This is a genomic window from uncultured Rhodococcus sp., from assembly GCF_963525155.1.
GTDB lineage: Bacteria > Actinomycetota > Actinomycetes > Mycobacteriales > Mycobacteriaceae > Rhodococcus_F > Rhodococcus_F qingshengii.
In genome coordinates this window covers 1-21,203 of sequence record NZ_CAURKP010000095.1, presented here as the reverse complement: position 1 = coordinate 21,203, position 21,203 = coordinate 1, and the positions used below count along the sequence as shown (strand labels likewise).

Below are 21,203 nucleotides of genomic sequence, written 5' to 3'. Positions count from 1 at the left end.
TGGCAGGACCGTATCGCCGTCGGCGACCTCGGTTTCCGCGCCACCTGCGAGATCAGCCGCTACAGCGGCGGAATTCTGGTCGAGCGTGACGGCGCGTCGGCCATCTGGATTCCGGAGAAGTCGATCCGCGCGATCCGCACGGAGAACGGTCTTGCCGGCAAGGTCATGAGCAAGGACGGCGTCCTGGTGATTCGCTGGGAATTGCCGAGCGGAACCGAGATCGACACGGGCGTGCGCGGTGACGACAAGACGGTTTATCCGGACTGGGTCAAGCCGGTGACTGCTTCGAACAAGACCGCTTCGAACAAGACGAATGACAACGAAGACGCAAGCTCTGGCGACATCGAGCAGAACGGAAAGAACGCATGAGCGGCTTTGACAACAGCCCCGCAGTACTGGTCCTCGAAGACGGACGGGTGTTCCGCGGAACCACCTTCGGTGCGGTTGGACAGACCCTGGGCGAAGCGGTGTTCAGCACCGGAATGACCGGCTACCAGGAAACGCTCACCGATCCCAGCTACCACCGCCAGATCGTCGTCTCCACCGCACCGCAGATCGGCAACACCGGCTGGAACGACGAAGACGACGAGTCGGTCGGACCGACCGGCGAGCGTGCCGGCGCCAAGATCTGGGTTGCCGGGTACGTCGTTCGTGACCCCTCGCGCGTCACCTCGAGCTGGCGTGCAACCGGTTCGCTGCAGGCCAAGCTCGAAGAGCAGGGCATCGTCGGAATCGCCGGGATCGACACCCGCGCCCTGGTTCGCCACCTGCGTACTCGCGGTTCGATGAAGGCCGGAATTTTTTCCGGTGAAGCCATCGCCGCCGATGACGAACTGGTCCGACGGGTTCAGGATCAGCCGACCATGCTCGGCGCCGATCTTGCCGGTGAAGTCAGCACCACCAGCGGCTACGTCGTCGAGCCGAAGGGCGGGGAGGCGCTGTACACGGTTGCCGCCATCGACCTCGGTATCAAGACCAACACCCCGCGCATGTTCGCCGAGCGCGGTATCCGCGTCCACGTGTTGCCGTCCAACGCGAGTCTCGAACAGATCCTCGACCTGAAGGCCGACGGAGTGTTCCTCTCCAACGGTCCCGGTGACCCGGCCACCGCCGACGGCGCAGTCCACCTCACGAAAGAGGTCATCGGACAGGGCTTGCCGCTGTTCGGTATCTGCTTCGGCAACCAGATCCTGGGCCGCGCCCTGGGCCTGAGCACCTACAAGATGAAGTTCGGCCACCGCGGCATCAACATCCCGGTGATCGAGCATCAGACCGGTCGCATCGCGATCACCGCGCAGAACCACGGCTTCGCGCTCGAAGGCGAAGCCGGTCAGGAATTCGACACCCCGTTCGGTCGCGCGGTGGTCAGCCACACCTGCGCCAACGACGGAGCCGTCGAAGGTGTTCGCCTGCTGGACGATTCGGCCTTCTCGGTGCAGTACCACCCCGAGGCGGCAGCCGGCCCGCACGACGCCGCGTACCTCTTCGACCGCTTCACCAGCCTGCTCTCCGCACGGAAAGAAACCGGAGTCAAGAACTAATGCCACGCCGTACAGATCTCAAGCACATCCTGGTAATCGGCTCCGGTCCGATCGTCATCGGTCAGGCCTGCGAGTTCGACTACTCCGGCACCCAGGCCTGCCGCGTCCTCCAGGAGGAGGGCCTGCGCGTCAGCCTGGTCAACTCCAACCCGGCCACCATCATGACGGACCCCGAGTTCGCCGACGCCACGTACGTCGAGCCGATCACGGCCGAGTTCCTCGAGAAGGTCATCGCCAAGGAAGCCTTGCAGGGCAACAAGATCGACGCCGTCCTCGCGACGCTCGGCGGTCAGACTGCGCTCAACGCCGCAGTGGCGCTGCACGAGCAGGGCATCCTCGAGAAGTACGACGTCGAACTGATCGGCGCCGACTTCGACGCCATCCAGCGCGGCGAGGATCGCCAGAAGTTCAAGGACATCGTCGCCAAGGTCGGTGGCGAATCCGCGAAGTCCGCAGTTTGCTACACGATGGACGAAGTACACGCCACGGTCGCCGAACTCGGTTACCCGGTTGTCGTGCGTCCGTCCTTCACCATGGGCGGCCTCGGTTCCGGCATGGCGTACGACGTCGACGATCTCAACCGCATCGCCGGTGGCGGTCTGGCCGCGTCGCCGACGGCGAACGTCCTGATCGAGGAATCCATCCTCGGTTGGAAGGAATACGAACTCGAGCTCATGCGTGACAGTCGCGACAACGTCGTGATCGTCTGCTCCATCGAGAACGTCGACCCGGTCGGTGTCCACACCGGAGACTCGGTCACCGTCGCCCCGGCGATGACGCTGACCGACCGCGAGTACCAGGCGATGCGCGACCTTTCCATCGACATTCTGCGTGAGGTGGGCGTCGACACCGGCGGCTGCAACATCCAGTTCGCGATGGACCCGAAGGACGGCCGCCTGGTCGTCATCGAGATGAACCCGCGTGTCTCCCGCTCGTCGGCTCTGGCGTCGAAGGCGACCGGTTACCCGATCGCGAAGATGGCGGCCAAGCTTGCCATCGGCTACACGCTCGACGAGATCGTCAACGACATCACCAAGGAAACCCCGGCTTGCTTCGAGCCGACGCTCGACTACGTCGTCGTCAAGGCTCCGCGGTTCGCTTTCGAGAAGTTCCCCGGTGCCGACGGAACTCTGACCACCACGATGAAGTCGGTGGGCGAGGCCATGAGCATCGGCCGCAACTTCACCGAGGCTTTCGGCAAGGTCATGCGTTCGCTCGAGACCAAGCGTGCGGGTTACTGGACCGGCGCCGACATCGAGACGGAGAGCCTGGACGCCCTGCTCGCCGATCTGAGCGTTCCGCAGGACGGCCGCATGTACGGCATCGAGAAGGCATTCGCCCTCGGCGCAACTGTCGAGCAGCTCTTCGACGCCACCAAGATCGATCCGTGGTTCCTCGACCAGTTCCAGCAGATTCACGAGCTCGGTGAAAAGCTGCGCGCTGCAGAGTCTTTCGACGAGGCTTCCCTACGTCAGGCCAAGTACCACGGCATCTCGGACCGCCAGATCGCGGCTCTGCGCCCCGAACTCGGTGGTGACACGCACGCAGGTGAGGACGCCGTTCGCGCTCTGCGTGATCAGCTGGGCGTGCGCCCTGTCTACAAGACCGTCGACACCTGCGCCGCAGAGTTCGAGGCCAAGACGCCGTACCACTACTCGACCTACGAGCTCGATCCCGAGGCCGAGTCCGAAGTTGCTCCGCAGACCGAGCGACCCAAGGTTCTGATCCTCGGATCCGGCCCCAACCGCATCGGTCAGGGCATCGAGTTCGACTACTCGTGTGTCCACGCGGCGCAGACGCTGTCCGAGGCCGGGTACGAGACCGTCATGGTCAACTGCAACCCCGAGACCGTCTCCACGGACTACGACACCGCTGATCGCCTGTACTTCGAGCCGCTGACTTTCGAGGACGTCTTCGAGGTCTACCGCGCGGAGGCGCAGTCGGGCACCGTTGCCGGCGTCATCGTCCAGCTCGGCGGCCAGACTCCGCTCGGACTGGCGAAGCGTCTCGAAGCTGCCGGCGTCCCCATCGTGGGAACCAGCCCCGCAGCCATCGACCTGGCGGAGGACCGCGGCGAATTCGGCCGCGTACTGACCGAAGCCGGTCTGCCCGCACCGAAGTTCGGTACCGCCACCACGTTCGACGGCGCCCGCGAGATCGCGGCAGGTATCGGCTACCCGGTGCTGGTGCGTCCGTCGTACGTGCTCGGTGGACGCGGCATGGAGATCGTCTACGACGAGGCTTCCCTCGCCGACTACATCTCGCGCGCCACGGAGATCTCCGACGATCGTCCGGTCCTGGTCGACCGCTTCCTCGAAGACGCGGTCGAGATCGACGTCGACGCTCTGTGCGACGGCACCGAGGTGTACCTCGGCGGCGTCATGGAGCACATCGAGGAAGCCGGCATTCACTCCGGTGACTCGGCGTGTGCGCTCCCGCCCATCACTCTGGGCCGGGCGGATCTCGAGAACGTCCGCCGCTCCACCGAGGCTCTCGCGAAGGGCATCGGCGTCAAGGGCCTGCTCAACGTCCAGTACGCCCTCAAGGACGACATCCTCTACGTGCTGGAAGCAAATCCCCGCGCCAGCCGCACGGTTCCGTTCGTGTCCAAGGCGACGGCCGTCCAGCTGGCCAAGGCATGCGCCCGCGTCATGCTCGGCGAATCCATCGCGGAACTGCGTGCGAGCGGCATTCTGCCGGCGAAGGGCGACGGCGGAAACACCCCGGCCGGTGCACCGATCGCGGTCAAGGAAGCTGTGTTGCCGTTCAACCGCTTCCGCCGCGCCGACGGTACCGGCGTGGATACCTTGCTCAGCCCGGAAATGAAGTCCACCGGTGAAGTCATGGGAATCGACTTCGACTTTGGTACGGCTTTCGCCAAGTCGCAGACTGCCGCCTACGGTTCGTTGCCCACCACGGGCGCGGTGTTCGTCTCGGTCGCCAACAAGGACAAGCGTTCGCTGATCTTCCCGGTCAAGCGCCTGGCAGATCTCGGATTCACCATTCTTGCCACCGAAGGAACCGCAGATGTTTTGCGGCGCAACGGTATCGAGTGCAAGCAGGTGTACAAGCAGTCGGGTGAAGATGTTCCGGCCGGTGCCGAGACCATCGTCGACCAGATCCGCAGCGGCGAGGTCGCCATGGTCATCAACACGCCGTACGGCAACAACGGTCCGCGCGTCGACGGCTACGAGATCCGAAGCGCAGCGGTTGCGTCGAACATCCCGTGCATCACGACGGTGCAGGGCGCCTCGGCTGCCGTGCAGGGCATCGAAGCAGCCATTCGCGGCGACATCGGAGTTCACTCCCTGCAGGAATTGCACGCAGGTCTTCGTCAGCCGGCACAGCAGTCGTGAGTCACAGTTGGGGGCATCGTCTCCGGTCCGCAATCGCGGACCGGGGGCGGCTGTGCGTCGGTATCGACCCGCATCCCGCGCTTCTCGACGCGTGGGGACTGCCGCGTACGGCCGAAGGTCTCGAGACTTTCGCCGAGATCTGCGTCGAGGCGTTCACCGGTGAGGTCGGACTGGTCAAACCGCAGGTTGCGTTCTTCGAGGCTTACGGCAGCGCCGGCTTCGCCGTGTTGGAGCGGACCATCTCGGTTCTTCGTGATGCGGGAACGCTGGTCGTCGCGGATGCCAAGCGCGGTGACATCGGTTCGACGATGGACGCGTACGCGCAAGCCTGGTTGGGTGATTCGCCGTTGGCCTCCGACTCGGTCACCGTTTCGCCGTACCTGGGATTCGGGGCGCTGACTCCGACACTCGAACTGGCAAGGCAGAATGCACGCGGGATCTTCGTGCTGGCACGAACCTCCAATCCGGAAGGCGGCGTACTTCAACAGTCGTCGGCCGACGGTGTGAGCGTGGCTCAGTCGATCGTCGACGCTGCGGTCGATGCGAACGCCGACGGCCGTGACACCGTCGGACTGGTGGTCGGTGCAACTCGGGACCACGGTCTGGACCTGTCGCAGTTCAACGGCCCGATTCTCGCTCCGGGACTCGGCGCGCAGGGTGCGACGGCAGCGGATCTCGCAGACATCTTCGCGGGATCGACCGAGCTCCTGCTGCCGAACACTTCCCGCGGGGTGCTCAAGCATGGTCCTTCGGTATCGGCACTTCGGGAGGCAGCAATGCGTGACCGAGACGAGATCGAAGCCGCATTGGCGAACTGATCCGTGAGTGACCTCGAGGCTCGTTCGAGCGGTGGAACCCGGTGGTACCGTCCGTCGGTGAATCGTTGGTGGCAGATCGGACTTCTCGTCGCGGCGTGCGCGCTGCTGGCCACCGGGTTCCAATCCGTCACCGGCGTACACGGCGACGATCTCGCCGTGTACCGGACGGCGGGTCAGGCCGTCCTCGACGGCTCGAACCTGTACGACGAGTCGTTCAACGCGAGATTGCCGTTCACGTATCCGCCCTTCGCTGCGCTCGTCGCCGTTCCCGTCGCCTTGGGTTCCTGGGGTGCGGTCCAGTGGGGATGGAGTTTCGTCAGCCTCCTGATGCTGGCCGCGATCATCGTGCTCAGCTATCGCGAAGTCCCGTTCACACGTAAGCGGCCAGTCGTCGTCTACGTGGGTTTCCTGGTCCTGTGGACGGCGGCATCGCCGATCTCCGATCACCTCGGGTACGGCCAGGTCGGGTTGTTTCTGACTCTCCTGTGCTTGATCGACGTGCTGGCTCGACCACGGTGGATTCCCGAGGGCGTGCTGGTGGGGATCGCCGGCGCGGTCAAACTGGTGCCACTCGTCTACATCGGTTACTACGTGATCACCGGGCGTTGGAAAGCAGTTGCGGGCGGCCTCGCCGGCTTCCTCGGCGCCACGGCTCTGGGCTTTGCGGTTCTCCCGCGCCAGACGATCGACTACTTCGGCGACATCGCCTCACTATCGGGGCGCGTCGCCGTCGGCGACCCGTCCGTGTTCGGTAACCAGTCCGTGCGTGGAATGGCCTTGCGGCTACTTCCCGAGGGCCTGGTGGGTCCGGCATGGCTCGTCGCCTGTGCGGTGTTGGGTGTCCTCGGAATTGTCGCGACGCGGCGCGCTCAGCGCCTGCGGGGCGATCTCGCCGGTTTCACGGTGGTGGCTCTGCTGGCGGCAATCGTGACTCCCATTGCCTGGACGCACCACTTCGTGTGGTTGGTGCCGGCGGTGGGTGTACTCCTTGTTCCGATCAAGTCGGGCGTGGGGGAGGGCACTCGATCGGTCCCTGTGTGGTCCTGGATCGCGATCGGTCTCACCGCTGTCGTAGTGCTGTTTCGGCTTCCTCGAGTCGGCGCGGACATGGATATCCCGGTAGTCGGCTTCGTGCTGGAGAATTCATTGCTCTGGGCGAGCCTCGCGGTAGTGCTCGCTCTGGCCGCCCCCGGCGTGAGTCGCATCGAACCCGAGACGGTCGACGCCGGCGATCCGAAATCGTCGCTGCAGACCTGAAAACGGGCCGCGACACGCGCATAGGCGTCGAAAATGCTCGAAAATTTTGGATGTGTCGGCGACCACGTTCATTCCCGCAGGTAACGATTTCGCACACTCGCACGGGGGTGTCGCACGCTATGGGTCGAAATACATTGTGTTACAGTCTATTTCGGTACTGTACGCACGTTCGTGTGGCGTCGAATTCGTCTCGATCCAGCCGAAAACGGTGACGATCCGTGACATCGATTCGACGCGCATAACCCACCGCGATCTGCATCGGACCGCGGGGGGTGGGTTAGCAATTCGCGCCAGGCGTGAGTACGGTCGCTATCGCTGCTGGTTATCAGCGGAATAGACAAAATTTGCACACGACGAGACGGAGGAACCGTGGCCCTTCCCCAGTTGACTGATGAGCAGCGCGCTGCTGCTTTGGAGAAGGCAGCTGCTGCCCGCAAGGCCAGGGCTGAGCTCAAGGAGCGCCTGAAGCGTGGCGGCACCGACCTCAAGCAGGTCCTCAAGGACGCCGAAGACAACGAAATCTTGGGCAAGATGAAGGTTTCGGCACTGCTCGAGGCGCTGCCCAAGGTGGGCAAGGTCAAGGCTCAGGAGATCATGACCGAGCTGGAGATTGCACCGACCCGTCGCCTTCGTGGCCTCGGTGATCGGCAGCGCAAGGCTCTGCTCACCAAGTTCGACTTCGAGGCCTGAGCCGACAAGTGATGATTGCTGACGCGGCAGTGTCTGATGATTGCTGACGCAACAGTGTCAGAGAGCAAGACCGCAGTGCGGAGGGGTCGGCTGGTTGTACTGGCCGGCCCTTCGGCTGTCGGTAAGTCCAGCGTCGTTCGCGAGCTGAGAACTCGGTTGCCTGAACTCGTTTTCAGTGTTTCGGCGACCACTCGCGATCCCCGTCCAGGTGAAGTGGACGGCAAGGACTACCGATTCACCTCCCGTGAAGAATTTCAACGGATGATCGACTCCGGTGAACTTCTCGAATGGGCGGAAATCCACGGCGGCCTGCAGCGCTCCGGCACCCCCGCAGCTCCGGTCGAAGAAGCGCTCGAAGCTGGAAAGCCCGTTCTCGTCGAGGTCGATCTCGCCGGAGCACGAGCTGTCCGCAAGGCGATGCCCGAGGCTCTGTTGGTGTTCATGGCTCCACCGAGCTGGGACGTTCTGGTGCAACGGCTGACCGGACGTGGAACCGAAACGGAAGACGTCGTGGCGCGCCGACTCGAGACGGCCCGAGTGGAATTGGCCGCACAGGACGAGTTCGACACGGTCATCGTGAACGAGGATGTAAGCCGTGCTTGCGATGAGTTGGTATCCTTGTTGGTTGGGAACTGATTCCGCACCCTTCGGGAACCGATTTCCACCCCGTTTCTCAGATATCCGGATCGATAAAACTAGTTCTTCAATGAAGATCTAATTCAGGAGACACAAGAGTGAGCAGCACTTCAGCCGCGTCCGCAGCAGGTCAGGGCGCTCTGCCTGCCTACGACACCCCGCTCGGCATCACCAACCCGCCGATCGACGAGTTGCTCGAACGCACCTCTTCCAAGTACGCCCTGGTCATCTACTCGGCCAAGCGCGCGCGCCAGATCAACGACTACTACAACCAGCTCGGTGACGGCATCCTCGAATACGTCGGACCTCTGGTCGAGCCCGGTCTGCAGGAAAAGCCGCTGTCCATCGCGTTGCGTGAAATCCACGCTGATCTCCTCGAGCACACCGAAGGCGAGTGAGCACCACATCTGCCGCACCCGAACCTCGTTCGGGTGTCGGGGGAGTGTCCGACGCGCCCACATCGATACGTAAGCGCATTGTCGTCGGTGTCGGTGGGGGTATCGCCGCGTACAAGGCGTGCTCGATCATCCGCAGCTTCACCGAGAGCGGTCATCACGTCCGCGTGATTCCGACCGAATCCGCTCTGGAGTTCGTCGGGCGCGCGACGTTCGAAGCACTCTCCGGCAACCCGGTTCACACCGGCGTCTTCAACGACGTCCCGCAGGTTCCGCATGTCCGTCTCGGACAGGAAGCCGATCTGGTCGTCATCGCGCCGGCAACCGCTGATCTGATGGCGCGAGCGGTCATGGGTCGCGCAGACGACCTGTTGACGGCCACTTTGTTGACCGCGCGCTGTCCGGTCGTCTTCGCCCCAGCAATGCACACCGAGATGTGGGAGCACCCCGCAACGGTGTCCAACGTGGCGACACTGCGTTCGCGCGGCGTCCACGTGATCGAACCTGCCTCCGGGCGTTTGACAGGGAAAGACACCGGAGCCGGTCGACTTCCCGAACCCGACGAGATCGTCGGGTTGGCATCGTTGCTCCTCGAGCGCTCGGACGCGTTGCCGCGCGACCTGGAAGGTCGCCGCATTCTGGTAACCGCCGGCGGTACTCGCGAGCCGCTCGATCCCGTGCGCTTTCTCGGTAATCGCAGCTCGGGCAAACAGGGCTACGCGCTCGCCCGTCTTGCCGCGCAACGCGGCGCGCACGTCACGCTGATCGCCGGGTACACGGCTGATCTCGCCGACCCCGCCGCTGTCGACGTCGTGCACATCAAGACGGCCGAAGATCTCCGGTTGGCAGTGGAAAAGCACGCACCGGGACACGACGGAGTCGTCATGGCTGCGGCTGTCGCGGACTTCCGCCCCACCACCGTCGAAGGCAGCAAGATCAAGAAGGGCGCAAACGAACCCGACTCGATCAGCCTCACCAGAAATGCCGACATCCTCGCCGGTCTCGTCGAAGCGCGTCGTGACGGCGACTTGGATGCTCGAACGGTGATCGTCGGATTCGCCGCTGAGACCGGTGACGCCCATGGTGACGTTCTCACCTATGCCCGCTCCAAGCTTGCCCGCAAAGGTTGCGATCTCCTCGTGGTCAATGCGGTGGGCGAGGGCAAGGCGTTCGAGGTCGATCACAACGACGGTTGGCTGCTCGGTTCCGACGGCTCGGAGTCCGCTCTCGAACACGGATCCAAGGCTTTGATGGCCAGTCGAGTACTCGACGCCCTGGTCAAGCTCTTTCCCGAGTAGCGACACGCGCCCGGTGGTGAGAGTTACCCCACGATAATCGGGTGAGTACAAGGGTGTTGCGCAGGCGGTCCAACCGTTATCGTCGGCTCAGCCCCCAGCTAACAAAGCATGACAAAACGGTCACCGAACGGTGATTCGGATACTTCAATAAGCTGTAGTCAAGAACTCAGTCGTCGAGAGGGAGATCTGTGAGCAAGTCCGGCAGTCGGCTATTCACCAGCGAGTCCGTCACCGAGGGGCACCCGGACAAGATCTGTGACGCGATCAGCGACTCGATCCTCGACGCGCTGCTCACCCAGGACCCGCGCGCCCGCGTGGCCGTCGAGACACTGGTCACCACCGGCCAGGTTCACGTAGCCGGTGAAGTCACGACCACTGCGTACGCGGACATTCCGAAGATCGTGCGCGACACGGTCCTCGAAATCGGCTACGACAGCTCCGCAAAGGGCTTCGACGGTAACTCCTGCGGCGTCAACGTCGCGATCGGCGCCCAGTCGCCCGAGATCGCGCAGGGTGTCGATCACTCGCACGAGGCTCGCGTCGACGGAATCAGCGACGACGAGATCGACCGTCAGGGTGCGGGCGACCAGGGCCTGATGTTCGGCTACGCCACCACCGACACGCCGGAACTGATGCCGCTACCCATCGCGCTGGCTCATCGTCTCTCTCGCCGGTTGACCGAGGTCCGTAAGTCCGGCGTGCTGCCGTACCTGCGCCCGGACGGCAAGACCCAGGTCACCATCGAGTACGACGGTGACAAGGCTGTCCGTCTCGACACCGTGGTCATCTCCACCCAGCATGCCGCTGACATCGACCTCGACAACCTGTTGACGCCCGATCTTCGCGAGAAGGTGCTTCACTCGGTGCTGACCGACGTCAACCTCACCGATCTTGACACCTCCGATGTTCGTCTGTTGGTGAACCCGACGGGCAAGTTCGTCCTCGGTGGCCCGATGGGTGACGCCGGTTTGACCGGCCGCAAGATCATCGTCGACACCTACGGCGGAATGGCTCGCCACGGTGGCGGCGCGTTCTCCGGCAAGGACCCGTCAAAGGTCGACCGCAGCGCTGCCTACGCCATGCGCTGGGTGGCCAAGAACGCTGTTGCCGCAGGTCTGGCCGACCGCATCGAGGTTCAGGTCGCCTACGCCATCGGCAAGGCAGCTCCGGTCGGACTCTTCGTCGAAACCTTCGGCACCGAGAAGACCGATCCGGCACGGATCCAGAAGGCGATCACCGAGATCTTCGACCTGCGTCCGGGAGCGATCATCCGCGACCTCGACCTGCTGCGCCCGATCTACGCGCAGACGGCGGCATACGGTCACTTCGGTCGCACCGACATCGACCTCCCGTGGGAGAGCACCGATCGCGCCGACAAGCTGCGTAGCGCAGCTGGTCTCTGATCACTGACGTACAGACGGGGCGCGGGTGGGCGCGGAAAGAGTAGCGGCAGAAGTCGATCCGGTCGCCCGGGTGCTGCCGATGCTCCCGCTCGCTCACCTCGACCGTGAATTCGACTACCTCGTTCCTCGTGAACTCGAAGCGGATGCGCAGCCCGGAGTCCGGGTGCGCATCCGCTTCGCTGGTCGTCTGGTGGACGGTTTCATCGTCTCGCGCGAGGCGACCAGTGACCATCAGGGGAAGTTCGGCTGGCTCGAACGCGTCATCTCGTCCGAGCGGGTCTTGACGGCCGAAATCGCGCAAGTCGTCGATCGTGTGGCGGAGCGTTATGCCGGAACCCGCGCCGATGTTCTCCGTTTGGCGGTACCGCCGCGCCACGCGAAGGTCGAGGCGGAACCGTGGGAGCCCGCCGAGCCGCCGTCCGCTCCTGAACCGATCGAAAATGGTTGGCATCTCTACAGATTCGGTGACGCCTTCCTGTCCGCGATTCGCGAGTCGAAAAGCCCGCGTGCGGTCTGGCAGGCGTTGCCTGGTGAAAACTGGCCACTGCGCCTGGCCGAACTGGCCGGGGCCGTAGCGGCAAGTGGTAAATCCGCGATCCTGGTTGTGCCCGATCAACGCGACCTGGACCGCGTCGTCGCCGCATGTACCGAACTCTCCGGAGCGGATGCAGTGGTGGGTCTGTCCGCAGGCCTGGGGCCGGCCATGCGATATCGGAGGTGGCTCGCTGCACTGCGCGGGACCGCCCGGATCGTCGTCGGCACACGGAGTGCTGTTTTTGCGCCGACGCCCGAGACCGGTCTTGTCGTCGTCTGGGACGACGGCGACGACAACTTGTCCGAGCCGCGGTCGCCGTATCCACATGCCCGCGAAGTTGCCGTCCTGCGTGGCTACGTCGCCGGGTGCGCCGTCGTGATCGGTGGGTTCTCCCGTACGGCAGAAGCGCAGGTACTCGTCGACTCGGGATGGGCGCACGATCTGGTCGCTACGCGGGACGTCGTTCGTGCCCACGCACCCAAGATCACCGCGCTTGCCGACAGCGATCAAGCCTTGGCCCGCGATCCGGGAGCCAGAGCGGCTCGTTTGCCCGCTATTGCATTCGCGGCCGCCCGGCGCGCTCTGGGTGAGGGCAACGGAGTCCTGGTGCAGGTGCCTCGGCGGGGGTACGTACCGACCCTGGCCTGCGGAAAGTGCCGTGCCCCGGCACGGTGCCGTCGGTGTAACGGCCCACTGGCTCTTCCCGCTGCGGCAGGTCCCGACGGCGCCGGGACACCGGCGTGCCGCTGGTGCGGGGTTGCCGATGCCGCCTACCGATGTCACGCGTGCGGGGCGAAAGCGTTGCGCGCGGTGGTGGTCGGTGCCGGCCGGACCGCCGAAGAACTCGGGCGGGCGTTTCCCGGTGTGAAAGTTGTTCTGTCCGGGGGCAGTGACGTGGTCAAGGAACTGCCACACGGGCCCGCGTTGGTGGTCTCGACAGTGGGTGCGGAGCCGGTGATGACCGGCGGCTACGGCGCCGCGCTCTTGCTCGACGGTTGGGCACTGCTCGGCCGGCCCGATCTTCGTGCCGCCGAGGAAACGCTCAGACGCTGGATGTCGGCTGCTGCCATGGTGATTCCGCTGTCCGAAGGTGGTGAAGTTGTGGTTGTCGCAGACTCGGGTATCCCGACGGTGCAGGCGTTGGTCCGATGGGATCCAGTGGGGCACGCACAGTCTCAATTCGAGGAACGGGACGAGGTCGGCTTTCCTCCGGCCGTTCACATGGCTGCGATCGACGGAGGATCCGCAGCAATTGCGGAGTTGGTGGACTCAGCTGATCTGCCGGCAAGTGCTGTACTGCTCGGACCAGTGGAACTGCCTGCGGGGGAGAGGCTTCCGTATTCCGGTGAGGACGAGAGCGGTGTCGCGCCGGAGCGAATGCTGGTCCGCGTTCCACGCAAGGACGGTCGCGGCCTTGCGGACGCTCTGGCACATGCGAGGGCCGCGCGCAGTGCGCGGAAGTCTTCGGGTCCGGTCCGCATTCAGATCGACCCACGCCGCATCGGCTGAGTTTCGAGTTGTCGGAGGAATCCTTGCGCTACCCGATATGACGATATATCGTCGAACTATCAACGATAGTGATGGAGGTTCGACGATGGATGCAAGTTTCCCGAACGAGGGGATGTTCGGCCGGCGCGGTTTCTTCGGCGGTTTCGGCCGTGAGCAACGGCCACCATTTGTGATGTGGGTGCCGACGGACGACGGCGCGTCGGGCGATGGTCCCGGCGATCGAGACGATGGACGGCGCGGTCGACCGCACGAGCGGCCAGGCTTCGGTGACATGCCACGCAGAGGCCACCGGCGGGGGCGTTTCGGTCCAGACGGCGGACCCGGCCCCGGCTTCGGTCCGGGCGCTCAGTTCGGTCGCGGGCGAGGACGTGGCGGACGAGGTCGTCGAGGAGATGTGCGCGCTGCGATTCTGCTGTTGATCGCGGAAGAGCCGATGCACGGCTACGAATTGATTCAGCAGATCGTCGAGCGCAGCGGCGGCGTCTGGAAGCCGAGTCCGGGTTCCATCTATCCCGCGCTGTCCCAACTCGAGGACGAAGGACTCGTCATCATCGAAAAGGTCGCCGGCCGCAAGACTGCCATGCTGACCGAGGAAGGCGTCGCATACGTCGAGGAGCATCGCGCCGATCTCGGGGCGCCGTGGGATGACGTTCGTCTCAGCGTAGGGGAGCCGGAGCAGGACCTTCGTGAACTGATCGGACAGTTGATGGGCGCGGCCGGTCAAGTGGCCGCTGTAGGCACGCCCGCGCAGGTCAAGGCCGCAGCCGACGTGCTGGTCGAGGCACGCAAGTCGCTGTACCGAGTGCTTGCCGGCGATGATGCCGGCGAAGGCGGCAATTGAGACGTCGGATACCTACTGTTCGGTAGGGTATGCGCCTCGAAGTTTCTGGTGTTACGGTCAGCTCCCTCGTAGGATCAGAGCAGGAGCAGGAACAATGGCTGGCGTCAAACGGTCTGTGGGACTGACATTTTCGGTAGCAGTGGCGCTGCTGATCGGAGCACCGCCGGCGATATCGGGTGCCGCACCGACGCTTCCGTCTGCGAGTGCCGACGCGATGGACGTTCCTCTCGACATCGGTCCGGGTCAGGCGACCCGTTCCGTTGCTACGGCATATGCGCATGCTCATCCAGGATCCGCACCTGCCGGATCGAACGATTTCGGCTGTGAGCCTTCCGACACGCATCCCCGACCGGTTGTACTCGCCCACGGAACCGACACCGAGGCGTACGCGGATTGGGCGGCCCTGTCGCCGGCACTGGCAGCTGACGGCTACTGCGTCTTCGCCCTCAATTACGGCGGTGCGATCAAAGAAGAAGACGGGGACGTCGCACACGAGACCTACGGCGTCGGCGACATAGTCGGTAGTGCCACCGCGTTCGGTTCTTTCGTCGATCAGGTGCTGACCGCGACCGGAGCGGACAAGGTCGACGTGATCGGCTACTCCCAAGGCGCGACGGTGACGCGGTACTACGTCAACAAGATGGGCGGCGACGCCTACGTCGATCATTGGGTCGGTTTGGCTTCGCCGACATACGGTGGGGTGATGTTCGGGTTGGTTCCCATTGTCCGTGCGATCCCCGGCGGAGAAGACTTTGTCGAAGACGTCTTTTCGCGAGCTGTCCGCGAGCAGATGCAAGGGTCGGATATGTTGAACACCCTCAACGCCGGCGGTGACACCGTACCCGGAGTGCGCTACACGACCATCGGGTCCACTGTCGACGAGATGATCCAGCCGTCCTCGAACATCGCGCTCCGCGGTGCCGGCGCAGAAAACATCGTCCTCCAGGATCTGTGCCCGTCTAACCTGACCGGCCACTTCCGCATGCCGTACGACCCCTACGTGATCGACGTCATCCGGACGGTCCTCGACCCCGATGCCGAGCGGCACGCTTCGTGCAGCGTGGTGCCGCTCGGCACGGATATTCCGCAAGTGGTCATCGACGCAAATTCGTGAGCTGCAAATTCGTGAGCTGCTAACTCGTGAGCACCGAGATCACGTGGGTCGGGATGTTTACTCGGCGAGCTTGGCAGCGGCCTGCGCCCACAGGAAGAACTTGTTCGTTCCGAGGTCGCGGACGGTCTTGATGTTGAACGCTGCCTTCAAATGTTCTGCGTCCGAATCGCTTACGCCGTTGAGTGCCGCGACCGGGGCGTCCGCCAATTCTTCGACGGACTTTCCTGCGTAGGCCTTGTCGAACTTACTGTCGATGCCTGCCATCTAAGTTCCTCCGTGTGATCGGTGTATCCCGTATCAGCCTCCGCCGAGTGGCGACGACAGAAACAGTCAATACCGAGGACCGGTGAATGTGCAGGGTTCTGATCAAAGAAATTGCTGAGAAAGTGGTTCGGTGTGGCGCGAGGTAGGTCGTAGCTCTCGCAGTCCTTAGACTGACAGTTCCACCCACCGACACATCCGGGAGCATTTTCGTGAGTTGCAGTCCACCGCGTTCGACAGGCCGATCGGCTGATCAGAGTCCGAAGAGCCCAACGAAACGGGAGAGCTGACATGCGCGTCGTGTTCGCCGGAACACCCGAACCCGCGGTTCCTTCACTGCGTCGGCTCATCGAATCCGCCAACCACGAAGTGGTAGCCGTCGTCACGCGTCCGGACGCTGTGGCGGGCCGCGGTCGAAAAGTCACCCGATCGCCGATCGGTCTGCTTGCCGACGAGCACGGCATCCCGGTGCTGACGCCGGCCAAGGCGTCCGATCCCGACTTCGCGGCCGAACTCGCCCGCCTCGAACCGGACTGTGCACCCGTCGTCGCCTACGGAAACCTGTTGCCGCAGAACGTCCTCGACATTCCGAAATACGGTTGGGTCAATCTGCATTTCTCGTTGCTTCCCGCGTGGCGCGGCGCCGCGCCGGTGCAGGCCGCGATCAGTGCCGGTGACGAGGTGACGGGCGCCAGCGCGTTCCGTTTGGAAGCCGGGATGGATACCGGTCCCGTGTACGGAGTGATGACCGAGCGGATTCGCGACAACGATACGGCGGGCGACCTGCTCGGACGTCTCGCGGAAAACGGCGCTGCCCTCCTCGAATCGGTACTCGACGGACTCGAGGCCGGCGAGATCAACGCGGTTCCGCAGTCTGCCGACGGCGTCTCGTACGCCCCCAAGGTGACGGTGGACGCGGCCCGCGTGCGGTGGGAACTGCCCGCTCCCACAGTGGACCGGCATATCCGAGCCGTCACACCCGCACCCGGGGCATGGACGATGATCGGTGATCTTCGAGTCAAGGTCGGCCCGATCACCGTCACGGACGAGACCCTGGCAGTCGGTGAGATCTCGGTACGCAAGGATGGTCTGTACATCGGTACCGCGACCACCGCGGTGCGACTCGGGCAGATTCAGCCCCCGGGCAAGAAATTGATGTCGGCAGGGGACTGGGCACGCGGTGCCCGACTCGACGCGGAGGTACGAGCACAGTGACCGAATCACGACGACCGGCACGGCGGACACAGGGTCCCGGAGCCAAGAACGGCGGCGGCGCCAAGAACACCAAGCCGAAGCAGGCCAAGCGGCCTGATCCGGCAACCGCCGGGCTCGATCAACCGCGTCTGGCGGCGCGTGACGTCCTGCGCGCGGTCCGTGAGCGTGACGCGTACGCGAACCTGGTTCTGCCCGGGCTCCTGCGTGACCGCAAACTCGACGCACGCGACGCTGCGCTGGCAACCGAACTGGCGTACGGCGCGGCACGTGCTCAGGGACTGCTGGATGCGGTGATCGCCCATGCAGCGGGTCGGCCGATCGAAGAGATCGACGGAACTCTGCTCGATGTTCTCCGACTCGGCTCGTACCAATTGCTGCGCACTCGTGTCGCACCGCACGCTGCCGTCGCAACTTCGGTCGATCTGGTCCGCGCCGAAAACGGCCAGGGCCGAGCAGGATTCGTCAATGCGGTCCTGCGCCGTGTTTCCGAACGCACCCAGGAGGAGTGGGTCGAGCTGCTGGCCCCGAAGGACCCGGTCGGCCGGCTCGCCTTCGAGCACGCTCACCCCCTGTGGATCGCGCAGGTATTTGCCGACGCGCTCGGCGCTGCTGCCGGTGAACTCGAAGACGTCCTGATCGCCGACGACGCCCGCCCTGCAGTACACCTCGTCGCCCGCCCCGGCGAGATCTCCGCCGAGGAGCTTGCACTGGTGACCGGCGGCGAGATCGGGCCGTACTCGCCGTACGCCGTGCATCTCGACGGCGGTGACCCCGGACAGCTCGAGGCGGTCCGCCAAGGCTTGGCGGGCGTGCAGGACGAGGGCAGTCAGCTGGTGGCCCGCGCCCTCAGCATTGCTCCTCTCGAAGGTGAAGACTCCGGACGCTGGCTCGACCTCTGTGCAGGTCCAGGAGGAAAAGCGGCACTTCTCGGTGCTCTTGCCGGCATTGAAGGTGGTCGACTCGACGCCGTCGAGCCCGTCGAACATCGCGCCGAACTGATCCGCAAGACCACTCGCGAACTTCCCGTCGACGTACACGTGGCGGACGGCCGCGAATCCGGGCTCGAACCCGGATACGACCGCATCCTCGTCGACGCTCCCTGCACCGGGTTGGGTGCGCTGCGTCGGCGCCCGGAGGCACGTTGGCGTCGCCAGCCGTCCGATGTGGCTCCGCTCGTGAAGTTACAGCGTGAATTGCTCGCTGCCGCAATCGAACTGGTTCGCCCCGGCGGAGTGGTGCTGTACTCCACGTGCTCGCCGCACTTGTCGGAAACGCTGGCAGTGGTCGCCGATGCAGTGCGACGTCACGGCGTCGTGGAACTCGACACCAAGGAATTGGTGCCAGGTGTCCCAGACGTCGGCGACGGATCGTCGGTTCAGTTGTGGCCGCACCGACACGGGACCGATGCGATGTTCATGGCCGCTTTGCGCAAGCCGCTGGCCTGATCGGATGACTTCTGGGCATCGGTAGTCGTATGGTGCCTACATGGTTACGTGGGAACAGGTTGTAGTACTGGGTTCGGCTCTTCCCTCCGTGGAAGAGTCGACCTCGTACAACACCCCGGCACTCAAGGTGGCAGGTAAGACTTTTGCGCGGCTCCGCACCGAAGCGGAGGGCGCTTTGGTCGTGATGTGCGGTCTGGACGAGAAGGAGGCGCTACTCGCCAGTGGTGAGGCGGCTTTCTTCACCACCGATCACTATCACGGGCACGGCTCGATCCTCGTGCACCTCGAACTGATCGACGAGGTGCAGTTGGGTGAGATGCTCGAAGACGCGTGGCGGATCAAGGCACCGGCCAAGGTGCGAAAGCTCCACACCGTCGTCAAGAACTGATCTGATTGCACCGGCTCCGATGTGCATGCACGGTCGGCAATGAGACACAGCTAAACTCGGCGTCGTGGCTTCCCCGATGATTGCACCGTCCATTCTGTCCGCAGATTTTGCTCGACTCGCTGATGAAGCGACTGCCGTGTCCGGCTCCGACTGGCTTCACGTCGACGTGATGGACGCGCATTTCGTTCCCAATCTCACGCTTGGTCTGCCGGTGGTCGAGAGTCTGCTGAAGGCGACGGATATTCCGCTCGACTGCCATCTCATGATCGAGAATCCGGAGCGCTGGGCGCCGCCGTACGCCGAGGCCGGTGCGTACAACGTCACGTTCCACGCCGAGGCCACCGACGATCCGCGTTCGGTTGCCCGCGATATTCGTGCAGCTGGTGCCAAGGCGGGGCTGAGCATCAAGCCTGGAACCCCGATCGACGACTACCTGGAAATCCTCAAGGACTTCGACACCCTCTTGATCATGAGCGTCGAACCCGGATTCGGTGGTCAGTCCTTCATGCCTCAGGTGCTCGACAAGGCACGCGCAGTTCGAAAGCTCGTCGACTCGGGTGAGCTGACGCTCCTTGTCGAAATCGACGGCGGCATCAACGCTTCCACGATCGAGCAGGCCGCTGAAGCAGGGATCGACTGCTTCGTCGCCGGTTCGGCGGTGTACGGAGCGAGTGATCCCGGTGAGGCGGTGCGCAAGCTGCGCGCGCAGGCCGCCTCGGCGTCGCCGCACCTGACGCTGTCGGTCTGAGCCGCTCGATGGCAAAGGGTGGACAGGCGTCGACGGCTGATCTCGACGCCGCGATGCAGATCGCGCTGGCCGCAGCTGATTCCGCGCGCGGATTCACCAGCCCCAACCCACCGGTCGGCGCGGTCATCCTCGCTGCCGACGGAACCATCGCGGGCGTCGGTATGACGCAACCGCCCGGTGGACCGCACGCGGAGGTCGTGGCTCTCGACGAGGCCGGCGATGCGGCACGTGGCGGTACGGCAGTGGTGACACTGGAACCGTGCAATCACCAGGGACGAACCGGCCCTTGCTCACAGGCATTGATCGATGCCGGAGTCTCGGCGGTTGTCTACGCCGTCGGTGATCCCAATCCCGAGGCTTCCGGCGGCGCAGCGACGCTCATGCGCGCTGGAATCAGCGTCACGGCCGGACTGCGAGCACCCGAGGTGGAAGCTGGTCCACTGCGGGCCTGGCTGCACAAACAGCGCACCGGTCGCCCGCACATCACGTGGAAGTACGCGGCCAGTCTGGACGGACGCAGCGCCGCCGAGGACGGAACGAGTCAGTGGATCACCGGTCCGCAGGCGAGGGCGCGCGTGCATGCGCAGCGAGCGCAGATCGATGCGATCGTGGTCGGTACCGGCACCGTGTTCGCCGACGATCCGTGGCTGACCGCACGTCAGCCCACCGGTGAGCTCGCGGCGCACCAGCCCGTTCGCGTCGTCGTCGGAAAGCGCGAAATACCCTCGACGGCAAGCATTCTCGACGACACCGCACCGACTCTGGTGCTCAACACCGACAACGTCGACGAAGTAGTCGAGGCGTTGGGGGAATACACGGACGTACTTCTCGAGGGTGGGCCCCGTCTGGCCGGAGCATTCCTTGCCGCCGGATATGTCGACGTCATAGAGGCATACATCGCTCCGATCCTGCTCGGCGCGGGCGCCTCCGCACTCGTCGATGCCGGAGTGCACACCATCACCGACGCCCACCGATTCCGTTTGGAGTCCGCGGTAACGATCGGCCCCGATATTTTGTTGAGTCTGGTTCCGGAGAGTTCTGCTCCGGGGAACGAGGAGTAGGGCGCGTGTTCACAGGAATTGTGGAAGAACTCGGCGAAATCGTCGCCAAGGAAGAACTGGTCGATGCTGCACGTTTCACGGTGCGCGGGCCACTGGTCACCTCCGACGCCGGTCACGGTGATTCGATCGCGGTCAACGGAGTGTGCCTGACGGTGGTCGACGTGCTTGCCGACGGTTCGTTCACCGCAGATGTCATGCAGGAAACCCTGAACCGCTCGAGCCTGGCGAAATTGGATGTCGGCTCTCGCGTCAACCTCGAGCGTGCCGCGGCGCTGAACAGCCGACTCGGCGGCCACCTGGTTCAAGGGCATGTCGATGGAACAGGCCACGTCATTTCCCGCTCGCCGTCCGAGAACTGGGAGGTAGTGCGGATCGCACTGCCCGACTCCATTTCCCGTTACGTCGTGGAGAAGGGTTCGATCACCGTCGACGGAGTCTCGCTGACGGTCTCCGCGCTGGGCGGAGACCGCGGGTTCGAGTACTTCGAGATCTCGCTGATCCCGACAACGCTCGAGTTGACGACGCTCGGAACCGCTGTGGTCGGTACGCCGGTCAACCTCGAGGTGGACGTGATCGCCAAGTACGTCGAGCGGCTTCACTCTGCCGGTCGGTAGGACCAGGCTGATCGGACCCGTCCGATTGGTCGTAGGGTTGTCAGTGCATCCGTCGGATGCACTCGTTGTATTCGATGA

General features: G+C 64.2%; 19 protein-coding genes and 1 pseudogene. 19 read left to right on the top strand and 1 reads right to left on the bottom strand.

Annotated elements, in window-relative coordinates:
* The 13 genes and pseudogenes from RWT78_RS18540 to RWT78_RS18480 all read left to right on the top strand — a co-directional run.
* A pseudogene (locus tag RWT78_RS18540) lies at positions 1 to 369 on the top strand (transporter); the annotation flags it as partial.
* Complete coding sequence (carA, locus tag RWT78_RS18535; protein ID WP_007728009.1) at positions 366 to 1,541, top strand: glutamine-hydrolyzing carbamoyl-phosphate synthase small subunit; 1,176 nt, start codon at positions 366 to 368, stop codon at positions 1,539 to 1,541. The pseudogene RWT78_RS18540 and the gene carA, both read left to right, overlap by 4 nt.
* Entirely contained in the window at positions 1,541 to 4,897 is a 3,357-nt protein-coding gene (gene carB, locus RWT78_RS18530; RefSeq protein WP_003945010.1) for a carbamoyl-phosphate synthase large subunit, read from the top strand. Before carA ends, carB begins: the two co-directional genes overlap by 1 nt.
* Positions 4,894 to 5,715, top strand: a complete 822-nt coding sequence (pyrF, locus tag RWT78_RS18525; RefSeq protein ID WP_003944998.1) for an orotidine-5'-phosphate decarboxylase — start codon at positions 4,894 to 4,896, stop codon at positions 5,713 to 5,715. The genes carB and pyrF overlap by 4 nt, the downstream gene beginning before the upstream one ends.
* Before the next feature lie 57 nt (positions 5,716 to 5,772).
* Complete coding sequence (locus tag RWT78_RS18520; RefSeq protein WP_225320370.1) at positions 5,773 to 6,972, top strand: glycosyltransferase 87 family protein; 1,200 nt, start codon at positions 5,773 to 5,775, stop codon at positions 6,970 to 6,972.
* Positions 6,973 to 7,341: 369 nt separating this feature from the next.
* The gene (gene mihF / locus RWT78_RS18515) at positions 7,342 to 7,662 is read left to right on the top strand and encodes an integration host factor, actinobacterial type (protein ID WP_003944825.1); all 321 of its coding nucleotides are present in this window, start codon (positions 7,342 to 7,344) and stop codon (positions 7,660 to 7,662) included.
* Between the two features lie 36 nt (positions 7,663 to 7,698).
* A complete protein-coding gene (gmk, locus tag RWT78_RS18510; RefSeq protein ID WP_003944801.1) occupies positions 7,699 to 8,298 on the top strand; it encodes a guanylate kinase in 600 nt (199 codons plus the stop codon).
* A gap of 98 nt (positions 8,299 to 8,396) precedes the next feature.
* A complete protein-coding gene (gene rpoZ, locus RWT78_RS18505; protein WP_003944996.1) occupies positions 8,397 to 8,696 on the top strand; it encodes a DNA-directed RNA polymerase subunit omega in 300 nt (99 codons plus the stop codon).
* Complete coding sequence (coaBC, locus tag RWT78_RS18500) at positions 8,693 to 9,991, top strand: bifunctional phosphopantothenoylcysteine decarboxylase/phosphopantothenate--cysteine ligase CoaBC (protein WP_003944888.1); 1,299 nt, start codon at positions 8,693 to 8,695, stop codon at positions 9,989 to 9,991. The genes rpoZ and coaBC overlap by 4 nt, the downstream gene beginning before the upstream one ends.
* A gap of 188 nt (positions 9,992 to 10,179) precedes the next feature.
* On the top strand, positions 10,180 to 11,394 hold the full coding sequence (metK, locus tag RWT78_RS18495; RefSeq protein WP_003944827.1) for a methionine adenosyltransferase: 1,215 nt from the start codon (positions 10,180 to 10,182) through the stop codon (positions 11,392 to 11,394).
* Positions 11,395 to 11,419: 25 nt separating this feature from the next.
* Entirely contained in the window at positions 11,420 to 13,438 is a 2,019-nt protein-coding gene (locus RWT78_RS18490) for a primosomal protein N' (RefSeq protein ID WP_314677167.1), read from the top strand.
* A gap of 172 nt (positions 13,439 to 13,610) precedes the next feature.
* Complete coding sequence (locus tag RWT78_RS18485; RefSeq protein ID WP_399552162.1) at positions 13,611 to 14,279, top strand: PadR family transcriptional regulator; 669 nt, start codon at positions 13,611 to 13,613, stop codon at positions 14,277 to 14,279.
* A gap of 94 nt (positions 14,280 to 14,373) precedes the next feature.
* Positions 14,374 to 15,393: a triacylglycerol lipase gene (locus tag RWT78_RS18480; protein WP_085989959.1), complete on the top strand. Its 1,020-nt coding sequence runs from the start codon at positions 14,374 to 14,376 to the stop codon at positions 15,391 to 15,393.
* 57 nt (positions 15,394 to 15,450) lie between these two features.
* Here the strand turns inward: RWT78_RS18480 and RWT78_RS18475 are convergent, their stop codons facing one another.
* Positions 15,451 to 15,657 carry a hypothetical protein gene (locus RWT78_RS18475; protein ID WP_054826638.1) on the bottom strand — a complete coding sequence of 69 codons (207 nt, stop codon included), beginning with the start codon at positions 15,655 to 15,657 and terminating at the stop codon, positions 15,451 to 15,453.
* A 288-nt stretch (positions 15,658 to 15,945) separates the two neighbouring features.
* Here RWT78_RS18475 and fmt point away from each other — a divergent pair, with 288 nt between their 5' ends.
* The 6 genes from fmt (at position 15,946) to RWT78_RS18445 (ending at position 21,125) form a co-directional block, all read left to right on the top strand.
* Entirely contained in the window at positions 15,946 to 16,869 is a 924-nt protein-coding gene (fmt, locus tag RWT78_RS18470) for a methionyl-tRNA formyltransferase (protein ID WP_314677164.1), read from the top strand.
* Entirely contained in the window at positions 16,866 to 18,314 is a 1,449-nt protein-coding gene (locus RWT78_RS18465; protein ID WP_314677162.1) for a transcription antitermination factor NusB, read from the top strand. Before fmt ends, RWT78_RS18465 begins: the two co-directional genes overlap by 4 nt.
* 40 nt (positions 18,315 to 18,354) lie before the next feature.
* A complete protein-coding gene (locus tag RWT78_RS18460; RefSeq protein WP_003944924.1) occupies positions 18,355 to 18,702 on the top strand; it encodes an MmcQ/YjbR family DNA-binding protein in 348 nt (115 codons plus the stop codon).
* A gap of 64 nt (positions 18,703 to 18,766) precedes the next feature.
* Entirely contained in the window at positions 18,767 to 19,450 is a 684-nt protein-coding gene (gene rpe / locus RWT78_RS18455; protein ID WP_019748384.1) for a ribulose-phosphate 3-epimerase, read from the top strand.
* A gap of 8 nt (positions 19,451 to 19,458) precedes the next feature.
* Positions 19,459 to 20,511, top strand: coding sequence for a bifunctional diaminohydroxyphosphoribosylaminopyrimidine deaminase/5-amino-6-(5-phosphoribosylamino)uracil reductase RibD (ribD, locus tag RWT78_RS18450; RefSeq protein ID WP_003945026.1), 1,053 nt, complete (start codon positions 19,459 to 19,461; stop codon positions 20,509 to 20,511).
* A gap of 5 nt (positions 20,512 to 20,516) precedes the next feature.
* On the top strand, positions 20,517 to 21,125 hold the full coding sequence (locus RWT78_RS18445; RefSeq protein ID WP_003944892.1) for a riboflavin synthase: 609 nt from the start codon (positions 20,517 to 20,519) through the stop codon (positions 21,123 to 21,125).
* Positions 21,126 to 21,203 lie beyond the last annotated feature (78 nt).